This window comes from Salipiger sp. HF18 (assembly GCF_011806505.1).
GTDB classification, from domain to species: domain Bacteria; phylum Pseudomonadota; class Alphaproteobacteria; order Rhodobacterales; family Rhodobacteraceae; genus Salipiger; species Salipiger thiooxidans.
Genome location: NZ_JAATOS010000021.1, coordinates 1 through 15,803, shown reverse-complemented (window position 1 = coordinate 15,803; position 15,803 = coordinate 1). Strand labels below are relative to the sequence as shown.

General features: G+C 66.7%; 17 protein-coding genes and 1 pseudogene. 9 read left to right on the top strand and 9 right to left on the bottom strand.

Features of this window, described 5'->3' with window-relative positions; all coding sequences use genetic code 11:
• Positions 1 to 226: 226 nt before the first annotated feature.
• Positions 227 to 1,135: an AraC family transcriptional regulator gene (locus HC022_RS04455; protein ID WP_217703886.1), complete on the bottom strand. Its 909-nt coding sequence runs from the start codon at positions 1,133 to 1,135 to the stop codon at positions 227 to 229.
• 145 nt (positions 1,136 to 1,280) lie between these two features.
• On the opposite strand from HC022_RS04455, the gene HC022_RS04450 reads away from it, so the two are divergent.
• Entirely contained in the window at positions 1,281 to 2,219 is a 939-nt protein-coding gene (locus HC022_RS04450) for a dienelactone hydrolase (RefSeq protein ID WP_167451502.1), read from the top strand.
• A gap of 275 nt (positions 2,220 to 2,494) precedes the next feature.
• Here HC022_RS04450 and HC022_RS04445 read toward each other — a convergent pair whose 3' ends face one another.
• Positions 2,495 to 3,250: an SDR family NAD(P)-dependent oxidoreductase gene (locus tag HC022_RS04445; RefSeq protein ID WP_167451501.1), complete on the bottom strand. Its 756-nt coding sequence runs from the start codon at positions 3,248 to 3,250 to the stop codon at positions 2,495 to 2,497.
• Between the two features lie 140 nt (positions 3,251 to 3,390).
• On the opposite strand from HC022_RS04445, the gene HC022_RS04440 reads away from it, so the two are divergent.
• A complete protein-coding gene (locus HC022_RS04440; protein ID WP_167451500.1) occupies positions 3,391 to 4,293 on the top strand; it encodes an AraC family transcriptional regulator in 903 nt (300 codons plus the stop codon).
• A gap of 340 nt (positions 4,294 to 4,633) precedes the next feature.
• Here the strand turns inward: HC022_RS04440 and catB are convergent, their stop codons facing one another.
• From catB to HC022_RS04425, 3 genes and pseudogenes are all read right to left on the bottom strand, one after another.
• Positions 4,634 to 5,269 carry a type B chloramphenicol O-acetyltransferase gene (catB, locus tag HC022_RS04435; protein ID WP_167451499.1) on the bottom strand — a complete coding sequence of 212 codons (636 nt, stop codon included), beginning with the start codon at positions 5,267 to 5,269 and terminating at the stop codon, positions 4,634 to 4,636.
• A 289-nt stretch (positions 5,270 to 5,558) separates the two neighbouring features.
• Positions 5,559 to 6,671: pseudogene (locus tag HC022_RS04430) on the bottom strand (IS5 family transposase).
• A gap of 284 nt (positions 6,672 to 6,955) precedes the next feature.
• Positions 6,956 to 7,099, bottom strand: a complete 144-nt coding sequence (locus HC022_RS04425) for a hypothetical protein (RefSeq protein ID WP_167451498.1) — start codon at positions 7,097 to 7,099, stop codon at positions 6,956 to 6,958.
• A gap of 353 nt (positions 7,100 to 7,452) precedes the next feature.
• Between HC022_RS04425 and HC022_RS04420 the strand changes: the two genes are divergently transcribed.
• From HC022_RS04420 to HC022_RS04400, 5 genes are all read left to right on the top strand, one after another.
• A complete protein-coding gene (locus HC022_RS04420; RefSeq protein ID WP_008884389.1) occupies positions 7,453 to 7,809 on the top strand; it encodes a YqjD family protein in 357 nt (118 codons plus the stop codon).
• Between the two features lie 9 nt (positions 7,810 to 7,818).
• The gene (locus HC022_RS04415; protein ID WP_167451497.1) at positions 7,819 to 8,178 is read left to right on the top strand and encodes a phage holin family protein; all 360 of its coding nucleotides are present in this window, start codon (positions 7,819 to 7,821) and stop codon (positions 8,176 to 8,178) included.
• A gap of 188 nt (positions 8,179 to 8,366) precedes the next feature.
• Positions 8,367 to 9,017: a protein-L-isoaspartate O-methyltransferase gene (locus tag HC022_RS04410; protein WP_008886352.1), complete on the top strand. Its 651-nt coding sequence runs from the start codon at positions 8,367 to 8,369 to the stop codon at positions 9,015 to 9,017.
• Between the two features lie 40 nt (positions 9,018 to 9,057).
• Positions 9,058 to 10,473: a TolC family outer membrane protein gene (locus tag HC022_RS04405; protein ID WP_167451496.1), complete on the top strand. Its 1,416-nt coding sequence runs from the start codon at positions 9,058 to 9,060 to the stop codon at positions 10,471 to 10,473.
• An 82-nt stretch (positions 10,474 to 10,555) separates the two neighbouring features.
• A complete protein-coding gene (locus HC022_RS04400; RefSeq protein ID WP_167451495.1) occupies positions 10,556 to 11,533 on the top strand; it encodes a hypothetical protein in 978 nt (325 codons plus the stop codon).
• A gap of 88 nt (positions 11,534 to 11,621) precedes the next feature.
• Here the strand turns inward: HC022_RS04400 and HC022_RS04395 are convergent, their stop codons facing one another.
• A complete protein-coding gene (locus HC022_RS04395; protein WP_040383876.1) occupies positions 11,622 to 11,951 on the bottom strand; it encodes a DUF6280 family protein in 330 nt (109 codons plus the stop codon).
• Between the two features lie 217 nt (positions 11,952 to 12,168).
• Here HC022_RS04395 and efp point away from each other — a divergent pair, with 217 nt between their 5' ends.
• Complete coding sequence (gene efp / locus HC022_RS04390; protein WP_008884739.1) at positions 12,169 to 12,732, top strand: elongation factor P; 564 nt, start codon at positions 12,169 to 12,171, stop codon at positions 12,730 to 12,732.
• A gap of 93 nt (positions 12,733 to 12,825) precedes the next feature.
• On the top strand, positions 12,826 to 13,293 hold the full coding sequence (locus tag HC022_RS04385) for a GNAT family N-acetyltransferase (protein ID WP_167451494.1): 468 nt from the start codon (positions 12,826 to 12,828) through the stop codon (positions 13,291 to 13,293).
• Positions 13,294 to 13,335: 42 nt separating this feature from the next.
• Here the strand turns inward: HC022_RS04385 and HC022_RS04380 are convergent, their stop codons facing one another.
• The 3 genes from HC022_RS04380 to HC022_RS04370 form a co-directional block, all read right to left on the bottom strand.
• Positions 13,336 to 14,133, bottom strand: coding sequence for a fructosamine kinase family protein (locus HC022_RS04380; RefSeq protein ID WP_167451493.1), 798 nt, complete (start codon positions 14,131 to 14,133; stop codon positions 13,336 to 13,338).
• Positions 14,130 to 14,864 carry a folate-binding protein YgfZ gene (locus tag HC022_RS04375; protein WP_167451492.1) on the bottom strand — a complete coding sequence of 245 codons (735 nt, stop codon included), beginning with the start codon at positions 14,862 to 14,864 and terminating at the stop codon, positions 14,130 to 14,132. Before HC022_RS04375 ends, HC022_RS04380 begins: the two co-directional genes overlap by 4 nt.
• Positions 14,865 to 14,929: 65 nt before the next feature.
• The coding region (locus tag HC022_RS04370; RefSeq protein ID WP_167451491.1) for an ABC transporter ATP-binding protein at positions 14,930 to 15,803 on the bottom strand (874 nt) is incomplete at its 5' end.

The window sequence follows — 15,803 nt, the reverse complement described above, 5'->3', positions numbered from 1 at the left end:
ATCGCGGTCATCCAAGCGGCAGACATGCTCCGAGAGGCGCGAACGTCCTGTGTGGATGGCTCCCGCATAGCAAGCGGTTCGCTGCACATAGACGAAAGGCAGCGATGCGTAGAAGACGGGTAGCTTGAGAAAGCTCGAGACGCCTTGTCCGTCAGCTTGGACGGCTCGGATCTGCCGCCCGTGAATGGCGGTCGAAGTGGGTCGCCCTGCGGTGCGGATTGGCAGCTCACCCTTGGGCGTCGGCGAAGGCTCCCGGTGGCCTCCCTGTATGACGCGCGAATGCCACGCTGAATGCACTCGCTGACCCGTAGCCGACTTCGCGTGCGATCTCGGCGATCGGGGCTGTCCTCTTCATCAGCATCTCCCCCGCCACTGCCATGCGCCAGTTGGTGACATACTCCATGGGGGCCGCGCCGATTTCGCGGTGAAACCTCTCGCAGAAGGTCGATCGCGACATCGCGGCGGATTTTGCCAGGGCGGCGACCGAATGCGGTCGTCCGGGATCCGCATGGATCTCACGCAATGCGACCGAAAGCTGGGGATCGGCAAGCCCACGCAGCATTCCGGGGGATACGATGGTGTCGGCGGTCGCGCGAAGCGCCTCGATCAGCAGCAGCTCCAGCAGGCGCCCCAGAACCATGTCGCGGGCCACCCGGGCGCCGCGCGTCTCGTCATCGATCATCTGCACCAGCTGCATCAGTCGATCCTGGCCCCGGACATGCACGATATCGGGCAACAGCGACACGAGCAGCGACCGATCGCGCGAGGCAAAGGTACAGTGGCCGACCAGCATGATCACGTCCGTGGGCGCTTCGGGATCTCCCTGCCGTATGACGCCGGGGCTGATCTCCTGCCACAGGGGCGTTGCCTGCGGCCCCGGCGGCACAAGGCCCGTCATCACGAAATCGAAGATCTCGGGCACCAGCACGAAATCACCGGCCTCCAGCCGGATCGGATCACGTCCCGATGGTGTCAGCAGGCAACCGCCCGAAACGATGGCGCAATAGAAGGGGGTGCCCATTTCCGTGCGTTCCACCCTCCAGCCTCCGCCCCCCGTCACCCGCTTGGAGATCGACGGGACGGGTTGCAGCAGGCTGACGACATCTGCGAGAGGATCGCTCATGGCTTCGGACATACGCTAATCATTTCAGGATGATCTATTATAGAAAGTCCGAGGCAGGCCGTCCATCTTCTGATCATGTGATTTTCCGGAGTCCCGACGCCGTGATCCCGGACCGGGGCGCGGCGCCTTCCCTTCATGACCAGGAGCCTTGTGTCCCATGAACAAACTGATCGACCTTTCCCGCCATATTCCCGTGCCCGATTCGGCGCCGACCGTGGCCTATACCCCCCTCACCCTGGCGATGGAGGGGCGCCAACCGCTTGAGCTGCGCATCACGGCGCCGGTGCAGGGCACGGGCATCCCGATCGTCCTGCTGTCGCATGGGCACGGACCGTCGAACTACATTGCATCAAAGGATGGATACGCCCATCTGGCGCAGTTCTGGGCCGAGCGCGGCTTTGCCGTGATCCAACCGACCCATGCCAGTTCCCATGTTGCCGGATTGCCCTCGGACGCCGAGGGGGCACCTTTCTTCTGGCGCGAGCGGGTGGCCGAGATGAAGACCATCCTCGACCGCCTGGACGAGATCATGCAGCAGGCACCGGCAATCTCAGGGCGCCTGGATCCGGCTCGGGTCGCGGCCGTGGGCCATTCGCTTGGCGGCCACACGACCAGCCTGCTGCTGGGCACCAGCCTGAAAGGAGAGGACTTCCGCGATCCGCGCATCTCTGCGGGCATCCTGTTGACCGCGCCCGGCCGTGGCGGCAGCGAGCTGACCCCGGATAGTGCAGAGCGTCTCCCCTTCTTCGAGGTTGATTTCTCGACCCTGACAACGCGTACCCTCGTGGTCTGCGGCGATGCCGATCAACCGCATTTCACCACCCGCGGGCCCGACTGGTTCGCCGATTCCTTCCACGATGGCCCCGGGGCCGAGGCGCTGTTGACGATGCATGGCGTCGGCCACGGGCTGGGCGGCATTGCCTCGCTCGACGCGAAAGAAACCGAGGCCGAGATGCCCGACGTCCTCGAAGCCACCAAGCGCATGACGCTCGCTTGGCTGCGCGACACGCTCGGCCTTGAAGATGCGGCATGGCGGAAGGCCAGCGACGTGCTGGATGGCCCTGCATCTGCGTTGGCGCGGGTTACGTCTGCGTAGCGAGCGAACCCGGCTTATGATCGCACCCAGGTCAGGTGGCTGATGGTCGCGGAGGGGTTGGGAGCAATCGTGGCCCGCACTGGGCTCGAAGGTCTGCCAAGGGCGGGAGCGACGGGAAGCCCTTGGAACCGGGGGACGCTCCGCCACGCCGCCGCAAGTGTGCTGTGAGCCGAATTAGACAGAACGCAGCCCGTTTCAGTCCGGTCCTGCGTTCTATATCGACCAGTAAGGCGACGCGCCGAGGGAGTTGGCGCGTCGCATATCACGTTATGTGATCAGATCGTCTGGCCGCCCGACACCTCGATGCGCTGTGCGGTCACCCAGCGATTGTCGTCACGCAGAAGGCTGGCGATCATCGGACCGATGTCGTCCGGCAGCCCGACGCGGCCGAGCGCTGTCATCCCCGCGAACTGAGCGTTCACCTCGGCATTGTCGCGGACCAGACCGCCACCGAAATCAGTTTCGATGGCGCCCGGCGCAACCGTGTTTCCCGCGATGCCCCGCGCCCCGAATCCCCGCGCAATGTAACCCGTGAGCATCTCGACCGCCGCCTTTGCCGCCGAATAGGCCGCGAAGCCGGGGAAGGAGACCCGCGTCAGGCCGGAGGAGAAGTTCACGATCCGCCCGCCGTCGGCCAGGAGCGGCAGAAGCGCTTGGGCGAGGAAAAAGACGCCCTTCACATGGACCGCGAACAGGCCATCGAACTGCGCTTCGGTGGTCTCCTCGATCAGGGCGAACTCGCCATGCCCGGCATTGTTGACGAGGTGATCGAAGCTGTCGCGGCCCCAAGTGTTGCGCAGCTCCGTGCGCAAGCTCTCGGCGAAGGCCGGAAAACTTGCGGTGTCGGCAACGTCGAGGGGCAGCGCCGCTGCCCGGCGCCCCATCTCGCGGATAAGGGTCACGACCTCCTCTGCCTGCTCAGCGTTCGAGCGATAGGTGACGATGACGTCGCCGCCTCTTTCGGCGATGGCGAGAGCGGTGTTGCGACCGAGGCCGCGATTGGCGCCGGTGACGAGAGCGATCTTGCTCATGGGACTGTCCTTTCAGGGTGTCATGATGTCACTCTGAAATAGAAGAGCGCCGACGCTCGTGGTTGCCTGAATCTCGCCATCGCTTGCCTGTTTCCATTCACCTCTTCCCAGAAAGGCCAATCCCGGCCATAAGATCTTGCATGACCATTGCCCAAAGCAGTCCCCCTCTTGCTCAGTTGCTCGCCCATTGCCGCCGGTTCGCCGACGCCAATTCCCGGCCCGACGGGTCGGCGCCGACTCCGGCCCGGGGCCTGTCCGTGGTGCGTGCCCTGCACCCGGGAGAGCTGATGGTGGCCGTCCAGAAGCCCGTGATCGCCATGCTGCTGCAGGGGAGGAAGCGTGTGACCACGCTGGGCGCGAGCTTCGAATACGCGCCGGGGGAGGCGATGGTCATCGCGGCGGATATCCCGACGGTCAGCCGGATTACCCGCGCCAGTATCGCGGCACCCTACTATGCGCTCGTCCTCGAACTCGACCCCGCGATCCTGCGTGCGTTGCGCCCGGCCGTCTCCGTGCGGTCGGGTAAGGCGCCGCCCGTGAGGGTGGAGCCGATCGACGCAGAGGTCATCGATGCCTCTCTCCGGCTTGCGCGGCTGCTGGATCGGCCCGAGGCCCTGTCAGTGCTCGCCGATGGCCTGCTGCGCGAGCTGCACTACTGGCTTCTCATGGGGGTTCACGGCCCGGCCATCGCGGCACTCGGGGTGCCGGACAGCCACGCGGGACGGATCGCGCGCGCGGTCGATATCCTGCGGCGGGAGTCCGCCCGTCCGATCAGGGTCGAGGAACTCGCGGAGGCCGCCGCAATGAGTGAGCCCGCGTTCCACAAGCACTTCCGCGCCATCACGACCCTGTCGCCGCTGCAGTTCCAGAAACAGCTTCGCCTGATCGAAGCGAGGCGGCTCATGCTGGCAGAGGGCGCGAAGATCGCACAGGCAGCCCACACGGTCGGCTACGCCAGCGTGACCCAGTTCACCCGCGAATACGGTCGTCTTTTCGACGCACCTCCTGGAAAGGACATACGCGCCGCAAATGCGGTCGCCTGACTGCTCGACATGGAGTTCTGCACATGGACCAAGGTCAGCTTTGTTCCGCAGAGCCGACCTTGGGCGCCCGAAAAAGCGGCGCAATGGATCAATGACTGGTCTGATGAAGCTACATCGCAGCGTCGGGTCCGGCGATGAACGGCAGGTTTGGGCCGAACGTGTCATGGTGACTTGCTTAGTAGGCAGCCCCTCCCGCCGCAGCGCGACATGTCCACTGCGTCCCTGGTCCGTCGCCAGGCACAACGACCCGCCCGACTGCATGCGCGCCACCTCGTCGCAAGTGCGCTTCGAGCCCCGTGCCGCCATGACGCCTGCATGACCCGGCGAGCGCCCACGCGCTTCAGCCGACGCGAACCTGGCACAACCAGTGCCGGTGGAGCGCCTCGATATCCCCGCTTGTCAGAAGCGGCATCGCGAGGCTCAGCTGCGGCTCGGTCCAGTCCCACCACCGCATCTCGAGCAGGCGCGCGATCTGCACGTCCCCGAAGCGCATGCGGATGACGCGCGCGGGGTTGCCGCCCACGATGGCATAGGGCGGGACATCGCGAGTCACCACGGCCCGCGTGCCGATCACCGCGCCGTCGCCGATGGTGACGCCGGGCAGGACGATCGCCTCGGAGCCGATCCAGACATCGTTGCCGATCACTGTATCGCCTGCGGGCCGGTATCCGTTCTGCGCCCCTTCGAAGGCCGCAATCTCGGACATCCAGTAGAAGGGAAAGGTGCTGATCCAGTCGGCCCTGTGGCCCTGGTTGCCAGCCATGATGAAGGACGCCCCCGAGCCGATGGAGCAGAAGCTGCCGATGACAAGACGGTCGGCCCCTTCCTCGGTCACGAGGTAGCGGGCGCAGTCGTCGAAGCTGTGGCCGTGATAATAGCCCGAATAGTAGCTGAAGCGACCCACTGTAATGTTGGGATTGGTGACCTGCTGATCGAGCGTCACCCCGCGAAACGGGCTTTCGAAGTGGTTTTCCATGTGAAGATCTCTGAAGGCATGTGACATATGCGCAGACGCGCGAACCCGGCGCAGTCACCTGTGGCGATGCGCGACAGCCCCGGGGCACTGTCCGGGACCGTATTCAGGATGTTCGGTCTGCTGACTTCATATGTGCTCCTCCGCGGCATTGAGACCGGTGCCCGCCCTGTATCCCGGATCGCGAAGCACGCGTAAAGCACCGGCGTTCACCGCGACACCGCGGGCCACTGGACGAGGCTCTGTTGCACAAATTGTCTGAACACCGAGGTTCCCCTTTCCCTGGACGAACCTATCCCGCAGCTTCCGTGACGGGTATGCCGAGCGCTGTGTAGCCGTTCAGCACGGCGATACGAACCTGCAACTCGGCGACCTGGGGGTCGAAGTCTCGGGCCATGAGGGATTGGCCGAGCAGCTTGATGCAGTTCATCTTGCTCTCGACCCGGCTCCGGCGGTGGTAGCCAGACCATCCACTGCCCGGCAGGCGCATCCGCAGGATGCTGCCGAGAGGGGTCGCCAGATGGCGCGACCCAAATATTTGGAAGCGCGCAGAGCCTCATTGCGGGCGATGGCTCCGGGGGCTCCGGGGCTCGTCGGTTTCCACGGCTTGGCGTTCTTGCGGGGCAGGATGATCGCAGCGGCACAACGGGCAGCGATTGCCTCGTGGCACTTGAGGGTATCGTATGCGCCATCTGCCGTCACGGAACCGATCTCTTCATCAGACGGGATCTGGTCGAGCAAGTCAGGCAAGACGGGCGCATCGCCTACATTGCTTCCCGTGACCTCCTCTCTCGGCAGATTTGCCATGCAAATCGCCTGTCGGGCAATCGACGGCCCGAACCTCCAGCGTTTCCTCGTCGATGCCGATGTGTATCTTGCGCCAGATGCGGCGCTTTGGGCCCCCGTGCTTGCGGGCGTTCCTCTCGCCTTCGCCTTCGCCTTCGGCCTTGATGCCTGTACTGTCCGCTGCCCGGCAGGGCATTGCGCAGCAATGTCCCGAGAGGGATCAGCAGGTTCAGCGGACCCGCGCCGCCGCGGTAGGGGATACTCACGTTCAGCGCTCTTTGGCGGCGACAGAGCGTGCTGAAGTCCGGAACGTTCCAGTCCAGCCCGACCAGCCGCAGCAGGCTCTGCACGAAGCCGGTCGTCTGCCGCAGCGGCATGCCAAAGAGCACCTTCATCGTCAGGCAAGTCTGGATCGTGGTATCGCTGAAGCTCTGTTGGCGACCGCGTCTCCCGGTCGGCGGAGGGATCCATTCCATGTCAGGATCAAACCAACCTCTCGTGACATTGCTGCGCAATGCACTGCCGGTCAGTGGATCGTCAGCGATCCGCGTTGCCGTAGCGCTTCATTGTAAGCCGACCAGTTCGTGGTCTTATACTTCGTAGGGGCCCAACTGCTCATGCTCAACAGCTATCATTTTGAATTCATGTCGTGAATCCCTTGCCCGATTTGTGCAACAACGCCGGGTGCAGATGCAGTGCAAGGGCGACGGGGCAGGGTGCTGGTGCAGGACATCACAGTCACGCTCAAGGCTGAGCTGCCCGGGGGCGCCGACATCGGCGCGCTGATCCTCGCGGGCGGTCCGCAGAGCGCCGTCTGCGCCGAGGGGGGCATCGACCCGGCCGGGCTTCAACGACCCCTCGCGGCGCGAGAGCCGAATGAAAGCAGTCTGGGCAGCGCCGGCATCACTCGGTGGCGGGGGCCGCCGGGACCTCCTCGGTGCTGGTCTCGGGGGCCATGGTGGCGTCCCCCTCCTGGCCCATCGTCGCCATGACGATGATCGCGACGACCACGACAATCGCAAGGAGTATCAACGTATTTCGGGACATGAGGTTTCCTCCTGCACTTGGTCTCTTCCCTTCTCACACCATACGCTCCCGCGGGATGCCGCGAAACCGCAGTGCCTGCGAGGCGCCCGGGACGGCGTGAACCTGCCGGTGACTGCGGCGGCGCAGGGGCGACAGAGGGTCACGCGCGTTCGCGCTTTGCGAGAGGCGACGCGCGTGGCACAGTCGCGGCAAGCCGTTGTTTCGGCGGTCAGGACGGTGGCCTGCCGGTGCACCTCGCAAGGGTGCCCGCCAGAACGGCCGGCCGACACAGAGAATGACGGGGGACGCCGGAACCATTGCCCGCGGCTCCGCGTTTTACCGACAACCACATCTTTCCGAAGGGAGATCGGACCATGGCAAATGCATCCGTACAAGCCGCCGCAACCGGGTCGCAGTCGGGCAGCGACAAGGGGTCCCGCGACGCCGACGACCTCAGTGCCCAGATCGCGACGCTGCGCAAGGACCTCGCCGGGCTCACCGAGCTCGTGGGCGAGATCGGCACGCGCCGCAGCAAGGACGCCAAGCGCAAGGTCGAGGAAAAGGCCGGCGAAATGCGCCTTCAGGGCGAGGAGTTGCTGCACGAGGCAGGCCGTCGCGCGGCGCAATACGAGGACGCGGCCATCGGCCAGATCCGTGCCAACCCGTTCCAGGCGGTGGGTATTGCCGCTGCGGCGGGCTTCCTGCTGGGTTACCTGAACGCCCGGAGGTAATAAGGCCAGATGTTCTACGCGCTCGAACTGCGGCTGCGCCTACTCGTTCGGCAACTGGTATTCGGTGCGCTCGCGCTCGTCTGCGTGATCGTTGCCGCTGTCTTCTTCACCGACGCGGCGCTGGTGGCGTTGGCCGAGGCGTATGACTTGCTGACCGCGATGCTGGTCGTCGGGGGGGGGTATCTCGTCCTGGCGATTCTGCTGTTGCTCTTCGCGCGCCGTCCGAGGGTTGCGGTCCCGCCGCCCACGCCCGCAATGAACATCGCGGCGTTGCTCGAGGCCTTCCTCGCGGGGCGTGCCGCCGGAGGCGCGGCCGGAACGTCCGGGTCCGGGACCTCCCAGGCCGGGACCGCGCGGGACGACGATTGAAGAGCCTGACTGAAGACCTCGACGGCGCCTGATCGCGCCGTCGCTTCCATACCATCAATCCGAACGGGGAAAGGCGCCAGTGTTGCGCCTTTCCCCGTTTGCGCGAATCCGTTTCTCTCCGTCATTGCGGCAGCGGAACAAGTGTGGCACAAACATTCGAGACCATACTGAACGGAAGAGTTTAGCGGATGACCGATTTCGCCACGCGCCGCCGCATGATGGTGGATACGCAGGTCCGGCCCTCGGATGTCACCAAGTTCCCGATCATCGAGGCCATGCTGCGGATCCCGCGCGAAGCATTCGTTCCCGACGACAAGCGCGAGGCGGCCTATGCCGGCCGCAACGTCGAGCTGTCCCCGGACCGGGTCGTGCTCGAGCCGCGGACACTGGCCAAGATGCTCGACGCGCTGAATCTCGACAACGATGACCTCGTTCTCGATATCGGGGCAGGGTACGGCTATTCGTCGGCCGTGATCGCCCGCATCGCCGAGGCAGTCGTCGCGGTCGAGGAAGACGAGGCCATGGCCGAAGAGGCGCAGGAGCTTCTGTCGGAACACGCCGACAACGTCGTGCTGCACGTGGGCGCGCTGGTCGACGGCGCCAAGACCCACGGGCCCTACGACGCAATCGTGATCGAAGGCGGCGTCGAGGCGCTTCCCGCGGGAATCTCTGAACAACTCAAGGACGGTGGCCGCATCGCCTGCCTCTTCATGGAAGGGGCTCTGGGCGTGGTGCGCATCGGATGGAAGATCGACGGGGCAATCACCTGGCGGTTCGCATTCAACGCGACCGCGCCGGTGTTGCCCGGATACAAAAAAGAAGCGGCGTTCGCACTCTGAAGCGCAGCCGCCGCAAGAAACGCGGGCAGAGAGGGCAGTCATGGCGCGCAGAACGGTCTTTGGAATGGTGGCGGGCTTGTGCCTCGCCGCAGTCAACGCGGTTCCGGCGTCGGCCGAAACCCTCGCCGAGGCGCTTTCGAACGCCTATGTCACCAGCGGATTGCTCGACCAGAACCGGGCGGTTCTGCGGGCCGCCGACGAAGATGTCGCGCAGGCCGTCGCCGCACTGCGCCCGGTCCTGAGCTGGTCGGGCAACGTCAGCCGCAACTACGGCTCGGCCAACAACGCCAACCTCTTGACCGGCGATTACAGCTGGGCGCCAAGCGCCGATGTCACCGCCAGCGCGAACCTCATCGCCTCGCTCACGCTCTACCAGGGCGGCGCGCGCCGTCTCGGGCTCGAGGCCGCCAAGGAAGCGGTGCTCGCCACCCGCGCGGCGCTGGTCTCGGTCGAGCAGCAGGTGCTGCTGAGCGCCGTCTCCGCCTTCATGGAGGTGCGTCGCGCCGAAGAGACGGTGACCCTGCGCCAGAACAACGTCCGCGTCATCGGCGAGGAGCTGCGCGCCGCGCAGGACCGTTTCGAGGTCGGCGAGGTCACCCGCACCGACGTCGCATTGGCCGAGGCCCGGCTTGCCGAGGCGCGCAGCCTGCTGGCCGCCGAGGAGGGCCAGCTCGCCGTCAGCCGTGAGACCTACAACGCCATCGTCGGCAACTACCCGGGCGCGCTGCAGTCGCCGGGCGGCCTGCCGCGCCTGCCGGGCTCGGTGCCCGACGCCAAGTCGCAGGCACTGGCCACCCACCCGGACATGACCCAGCTTCGGCACGTGGTCGCCGCCAACGACATCTCGGTCAGGATCGCCGAGGCGCAGATGCAGCCGAAGGTCGAGCTTCAGGGCAGCTGGGGCGCCAGCGACACCTTCGATTCCGAAAGAGCGAACCGTGGCGGTGCCGTGGCGCTCGGCCTCTCTGGCCCGATCTACCAGGGCGGCGGGCTGACCTCGGGCGTGCGGCAGGCTATCGCCGACCGCGATGCCTCGCGCGCGCAGCTCTATTCGACCGGCCGCGACGTGGAAGAGGCGGTGGGCAGCGCCTATGCGCAGCTGCGCATCGCGCAGGCCTCGCTGGTCTCGACGCGGGAGCAGGTGCGCGCCGCGCGGGTGGCCTTCGAAGGCATCCGTGAGGAGGCGACGCTGGGCGCCCGGACCACGCTCGACGTGCTCGACGCCGAGCAGGAGCTTCTCGACGCCCGCGCCGCGCAGATCTCGGCCCAGGTGGACGAGACCATCGCCGCCTACGCGGTCCTTGCCTCGATCGGTCAGTTGACCGCCAGGGCGCTCGGGCTCGCGGTGCCGGTCTACGATCCGGCGGCCTACTACAACATGGTCCGCTCCGCTCCGGTGAAGTCGCAGCAGGGCGCAGACCTCGATCGTGTGCTGCGTGCCCTCGGTAAAAACTAGGTTTTTTCGGATCTGTTGTCTGGAATCGCGCCTCGGGCTACAGTTTTCCCGAGGCAAGAGTGGAACTTGAATGTCAGACCCAGTGACGAATGTGGAAATCGAGGACGTACTGTCCTCCATCCGGCGACTCGTCTCCGAGGACGCCCGCCCCAAGCTGCGGGATGAGCCTGCCAAAGTGGTCAAAGAGCCCGACAACCGGCAGGACAAGCCGGAGCGGCTCGTGCTCACCCCGGCGCTGCGCGTGCCGGACGCGGAGCTGTCCGGCGAGACGCCGCCCCCCGCCCGCGATGGCGGCCCGATCCTGCTGACCCACCCGACGCTCGTGCTCTCCGAGCCGGTCGTGGCGGGTGCGCGGCAGGTGCCGGTGCCGCCGGTGGAACCCGACTACGTCGAGGACGGCGACGACACCGAGGGGCTGTTCGACAGCTTCGTCGAGGAAGAGGTCGCACGCACCCTCGCGGCAGAGTTCGATGCCGCGGGCTTCGGCATCGACGAGTTCGAGATGCACTCGGGCCGCGGCTTCCCGGCCGCCGAGCCCGAAGAGGCCACGGGGGCCGAGCCTGAGGGCGAGGACAGTGAGACCGGCAGTCGTCCAGAGGCCGAGGTCGCTGAAGCTCCCGCACAGGCCGCGGACACGCCCGAGCTTGGCCTCGCGGGCAAGATCGCCGCGCTCGAGGAGCTCGTCGCGCGCAACCGCCCCGCGCCCGCCGAGCCGGGCGAGGGTGACGCTGCCTTCGTGCACCGCGCGCAGGAGCCGTTGGAGTGGGAGGATCACGACCGCAAGCCCGCGGAGCCGCAGCGCGAGGCCGAGGCCACGGTGCTGCGCGGCCCCGAATGGCGCGGCACGCCCCGTCCCGGCAACGACGATACGGCCCTGCCGCAAACCCGGCCCGAGGGTGGCGCCATGGCGCTCGTCGACGAGGAGATGGTGCGCGGCATGGTGTCGGACATGATCCGGCAGGAGCTGCAGGGCGCGCTTGGTGAGCGGATCACCCGCAACGTCCGCAAGCTCGTGCGCCGCGAGATCCACCGAATGGCGATGAGCAAGGACTACGAATAACGTCGCGTCAAAAAACGCCGCGCAAAACGAAAGGCGCGCCCGGGGAGACGGGCGCGCCTTTCATGCATTCTGACGTAGCGTTCTGGGGTCAGGCGGCTTCGGCGCGATCTGCCGATGCTGCGGCGTGACGACGCTCGCTCTCTTCGCGCGACAGCGCGACCGAGGTGCGTACACCCTTTCCGACAAATTCCATCAGGCCCGACACGACTCGTTCGTTCGGGTCGATACCGGCACAGCTGAGAACCTCGCGCCCATCGCGCGAGCGCGCCCAACGGGCGATCTGTTCCGGGCCATTGCCGTATTTCTTGTCATCGGCGATCGCGTCGTCGAGCGCAGCCAGCACCACCGCTGCAAAGAGCTTCCGCGCACGGTTGCCCTGTTCTGCATTGAACGCAGTGCTATCCACGAAATCTTTCATGATTCGACCTTTGATTATTGCTCTTGTCTTTTCCGGCGTGAGTGGCGTTATGGACCATTCCGTTTGATTCGGATACATCTGTAACGCAAGGCACCGTTGACGTTAGCGCATAGCTCACTTTCCGGGCATTCCGTATTTCGTTGTCTTGCACGGGCAGGACGACAGAGATATAGGAGCCGGCAAACGTTCATCAACCTTTTGCCAAAGTTTAGCCCTGATGCCCAAGATCAACGGTAACGAAATTCGCCCCGGTAACGTGCTGGAGCATGACGGTGGCCTCTGGGCTGCCGTGAAGGTCGACCACGTGAAGCCCGGCAAGGGTGGTGCCTTCGCACAGGTCGAAATGAAGAACCTGCGCAACGGCTCCAAGCTGAACGAGCGTTTCCGGTCCGCCGACAAGGTCGAGCGCGTGCGGCTCGAGCAGAAGGACATGCAGTTCCTCTACGAAGACGGCGGCCAGCTGATCTTCATGGACACCGAGACCTACGAGCAGGTGCAGCTGCCCGCCGACATCCTCGGCGAGCGTCGCCCGTTCCTGCAGGACGGCATGACCATCGTGGTCGAATTCCACGAGGAAGAGGCGCTGAACGCGACGCTGCCGCAGAAGGTCACCTGCAAGATCGTCGAGACCGAGCCGGTCGTCAAAGGTCAGACCGCCGCAAACAGCTTCAAGCCCGCCGTGCTCGACAACGGCGTGCGGGTGCTCGTGCCGCCCTTCGTCGGGCAGGACGAGGACATCATCGTGAACACTGAAACCATGGAGTATTCGGAACGCGCATAACCCGCGCGCCGACCACTTTGTCCCCGTGCGATCCGGGGGCGACATTTTCAGAACAGCAAGGGCCTCCGGCGCAAAGCCTAGGAGGCCCTTTTCATGATCGACACATTCCTCGACACCGACCTGCCGCACGTGGCCGCGCTGCTGCGCGGGCTCAATGCGCTGCACGTGCAGCGGGTGCCGCACCGCTTCCATGATGACGCGGACCCCGAGACGCTCGAGGCGTTCCTCGCCACGCTGATGGAGCAGGGGGGGCGGATCCTCGTCTACCGCGCCGAGGGGGTGCCGCGCGGCTACCTGCTGTGGAAGCTCCGCGATGTTCCCGCCAGCGCGGTCGAGCGGGGGCGACGGGTCGCGGTGCTCGAACATATCGCGGTGGCCCCGTCCTGGCGCCGGCGCGGCATTGCCCGGCGGCTGGTTGAGCGCTTCGAGACCGGGATCCGTTCCGAGGGCTGCGAAGGCTGGGTCACCACGGTGCATTCCTTCAACGCCGCCTCGGGCGCGCTGATGCGGCGGGCAGGCGCAAGGCCCGCAGTCCAGCTGCTCGAGAAGCAGCTCGTCTGAGGCGGTGTTGGAGCGCGCAGTCCCGGGCAGGGCGCGCGGGGATCAGATCCCCGCGGCCAGGAGAAGCCGTGCCACCATGCTCTGGTAGCCCGCGCCGAAGAGCCGGAAATGCACCAGCGCCGGGAACAGCTGGTAGATCGCGCGACGTTCGGCGCGACCCGGTTCCTCGGGTCCGTAGCCCTGCCAGAAGGCTTTGGGCGGCGCGCCGAAGAGCTCGAGCATGGCAAGGTCGACCTCGGCGTGGCCGTGGTAGCAGGCCGGGTCGATCATCCAGCCGTCCCCGGCCCCGAAGAGCGTGTTGCCGGTCCAGAGGTCGCCGTGCAGCAGCGCGGGCGAGGGGCGGGCGGGCAGGCGCTCGGGCAGGGCCCGGGCCAGCGCCTCGAGCCGGCGCGCCAGCGCCATGGGCAGGCGCGGCAGGAAGGGCAGCAGCCGCCGCCGCGCCCAGAACTCGGGCCAGTCCGCCATCGTCTCGTTGGCGATGGGCACGGGGCCGAAGCCGTAATCTTCGGGCCAGCCATAGGCGGTGCCGGTGCAGTTGTGCAGCGTGCGCAACCCGCGCCCCAGCGCCTCCCACCCCTCGGGCGAGGCGGTGCCCTCGTCGAGCCACTCGAGGCAGAGCAGGTCGCCCGCCTGGTGAAGCACCCGCGGCACCGGGGCGCCTGCGGTGGCCATGGCCGCCAGCATCCGCGCCTCGGTGTCCACGCGTGGCCCGCGCTTGACCGCCATCGAGCGGCCGTCGGCGAAGGTGATCCGCAGCACCTCGGAGAGGTCGCCGCCGTGCAGCGGCGCGGTCGCGGTGACGTCGGCGCCGAACACCCGGGCGAGTGCCTCGACGCTCATGGCGCGAACCGGACAACCGCGTCGCCCGCGGTCATCTCGTCCCCGGCGCGGTCGAAGCGCAAATGGGCGATGCCACGGCCCTCGGCCTGCGTGTAGAGCACGCCCGCAGCCTTTTCGCCCGCGGTGATCTCGCTGCCGACCGGTGCGGCACCGTTAACCTCGACCGTCACCAGCCCCTTGCGCAGTTCGACCTTGTGCTTCATCCGCGCCGTCACTTCCTGACCGACATAGCAGCCCTTGCGGAAGTCGACGCCGTGCAGGCGCTCGAACCCGGCCTCGAGGATGAAGGTGTCCGGCGTCAGCTCGATGCCGCTCTCGGGCACGCAGGCGGCGACGCGCAGCGCGTCCCAGTCGGCGCTCTCGTCGGGGCGGCCATCATAGGCGCGCCATCCCATGCGCGGGTCGCGCGGGTCGGCGTAGGCGCCCTCGGGCGCGGGGCCGGGGCCGCGGGCGACCGTGATGTCGGTCTCGGTGATCGTGACCTTGGCGCGCAGCTTGTACATCGTAAGCGCCTTGGCCAGCCCTTCGTAGAGCCCCTCGGCCACGTCGACCAGGATGTCCTCGCCATCGGGGACGAGGAAGAAATCGGCGCGATACTTGCCCTGTGGGGTGAGCAGCGCTGCATAGACCAGCCCGTCCTTCAACAGGGCGACGTCGTTGGTCACGAGCCCCTGCAGGAAGTGTTCGGTCTCCGGCCCGCTGACCCGCAGGACCTTGCGTGTGTCGCTCATGGCACTCTCCCGTCTGTTCCCTCGCAGCTTAAAGCGGCTTGGCGGGAGTTGCGAGTGGGGGCCGGTCAGCTTTCCGCGAACTGCATGGCATGAAGTCGCGCATAGGCGCCGTTGCGCTCAAGAAGGGCATCGTGCGTGCCTTCCTCGACGACTCGGCCCTGATCCATGACCACGATCTTGTCGGCGTGGCGCACGGTCGAGAGTCGGTGTGCGATCACGAGGGTCGTGCGGCCTTGGGCCAGCCGGTCGAGCGCGGCCTGCACCACTGCCTCGGACTGCACGTCGAGGGCCGAAGTGGCCTCGTCGAGCAGCAGGATCGGCGTATCGCGCAGGATGGCGCGGGCGATGGCGACGCGCTGGCGCTGGCCGCCCGACAGCGACGAGCCGCGGGGACCCACCTGCGCGTCGAGCCCGCCCTCGAGCCGGGGCAGGAAGTCGGCCACATGCGCCGCTTCGAGCACCTGTTCGAGACGTTCCTCGGTCACGTCCTTGCGGCCGAGCAGGATGTTGTCGCGCAGGGATTCGTCGAAGAGCAGCGCTTCCTGGCTGACCACCGAGAACAAGCCGCGCAGGTCCGAGAGGCGCATGTCCTGCACCGGGACGCCGCCGATCTCGACCCGACCACCCTCGGGGTCGACGAGGCGGGTGAGCAGGTTGAAGACCGTGGACTTGCCGGCGCCCGAGGCACCCACCAGCGCCGTGGTCTTGCGGGCCTCGGCCACGAAGCTCGCGCCGCGCAGCACCGGCTGGTCGCCGTAACGCAGGGTGACGTTGTCGAGCACGACCTCGGGCACTGCCTCGGGCGCGGGGCGGGGGGAGGGCGGATCGCGCAGGTCCGGAACGGTGTCCAGAAGCTCCTTCAGGCGCTCGATCGAGGCGGCGGCGATCTGCCAGCTGCCGCTGACTGCACCCAGCCTGCGCAGCGGCTCGAAGGCCAGC

Excerpts from the sequence above, each read along its gene's own strand:
- HC022_RS04455 (WP_217703886.1), bottom strand. The coding sequence starts at position 1,135 with ATGTCCGAAGCCATGAGCGATCCTCTCGCAGATGTCGTCAGCCTGCTG.
- HC022_RS04450 (WP_167451502.1), top strand. The coding sequence starts at position 1,281 with ATGAACAAACTGATCGACCTTTCCCGCCATATTCCCGTGCCCGATTCG.
- HC022_RS04445 (WP_167451501.1), bottom strand. The coding sequence starts at position 3,250 with ATGAGCAAGATCGCTCTCGTCACCGGCGCCAATCGCGGCCTCGGTCGC.
- HC022_RS04440 (WP_167451500.1), top strand. The coding sequence starts at position 3,391 with ATGACCATTGCCCAAAGCAGTCCCCCTCTTGCTCAGTTGCTCGCCCAT.
- catB (WP_167451499.1), bottom strand. The coding sequence starts at position 5,269 with ATGGAAAACCACTTCGAAAGCCCGTTTCGCGGGGTGACGCTCGATCAG.
- HC022_RS04425 (WP_167451498.1), bottom strand. The coding sequence starts at position 7,099 with ATGTCCCGAAATACGTTGATACTCCTTGCGATTGTCGTGGTCGTCGCG.
- HC022_RS04420 (WP_008884389.1), top strand. The coding sequence starts at position 7,453 with ATGGCAAATGCATCCGTACAAGCCGCCGCAACCGGGTCGCAGTCGGGC.
- HC022_RS04415 (WP_167451497.1), top strand. The coding sequence starts at position 7,819 with ATGTTCTACGCGCTCGAACTGCGGCTGCGCCTACTCGTTCGGCAACTG.
- HC022_RS04410 (WP_008886352.1), top strand. The coding sequence starts at position 8,367 with ATGACCGATTTCGCCACGCGCCGCCGCATGATGGTGGATACGCAGGTC.
- HC022_RS04405 (WP_167451496.1), top strand. The coding sequence starts at position 9,058 with ATGGCGCGCAGAACGGTCTTTGGAATGGTGGCGGGCTTGTGCCTCGCC.
- HC022_RS04395 (WP_040383876.1), bottom strand. The coding sequence starts at position 11,951 with ATGAAAGATTTCGTGGATAGCACTGCGTTCAATGCAGAACAGGGCAAC.
- efp (WP_008884739.1), top strand. The coding sequence starts at position 12,169 with ATGCCCAAGATCAACGGTAACGAAATTCGCCCCGGTAACGTGCTGGAG.
- HC022_RS04385 (WP_167451494.1), top strand. The coding sequence starts at position 12,826 with ATGATCGACACATTCCTCGACACCGACCTGCCGCACGTGGCCGCGCTG.
- HC022_RS04380 (WP_167451493.1), bottom strand. The coding sequence starts at position 14,133 with ATGAGCGTCGAGGCACTCGCCCGGGTGTTCGGCGCCGACGTCACCGCG.
- HC022_RS04375 (WP_167451492.1), bottom strand. The coding sequence starts at position 14,864 with ATGAGCGACACACGCAAGGTCCTGCGGGTCAGCGGGCCGGAGACCGAA.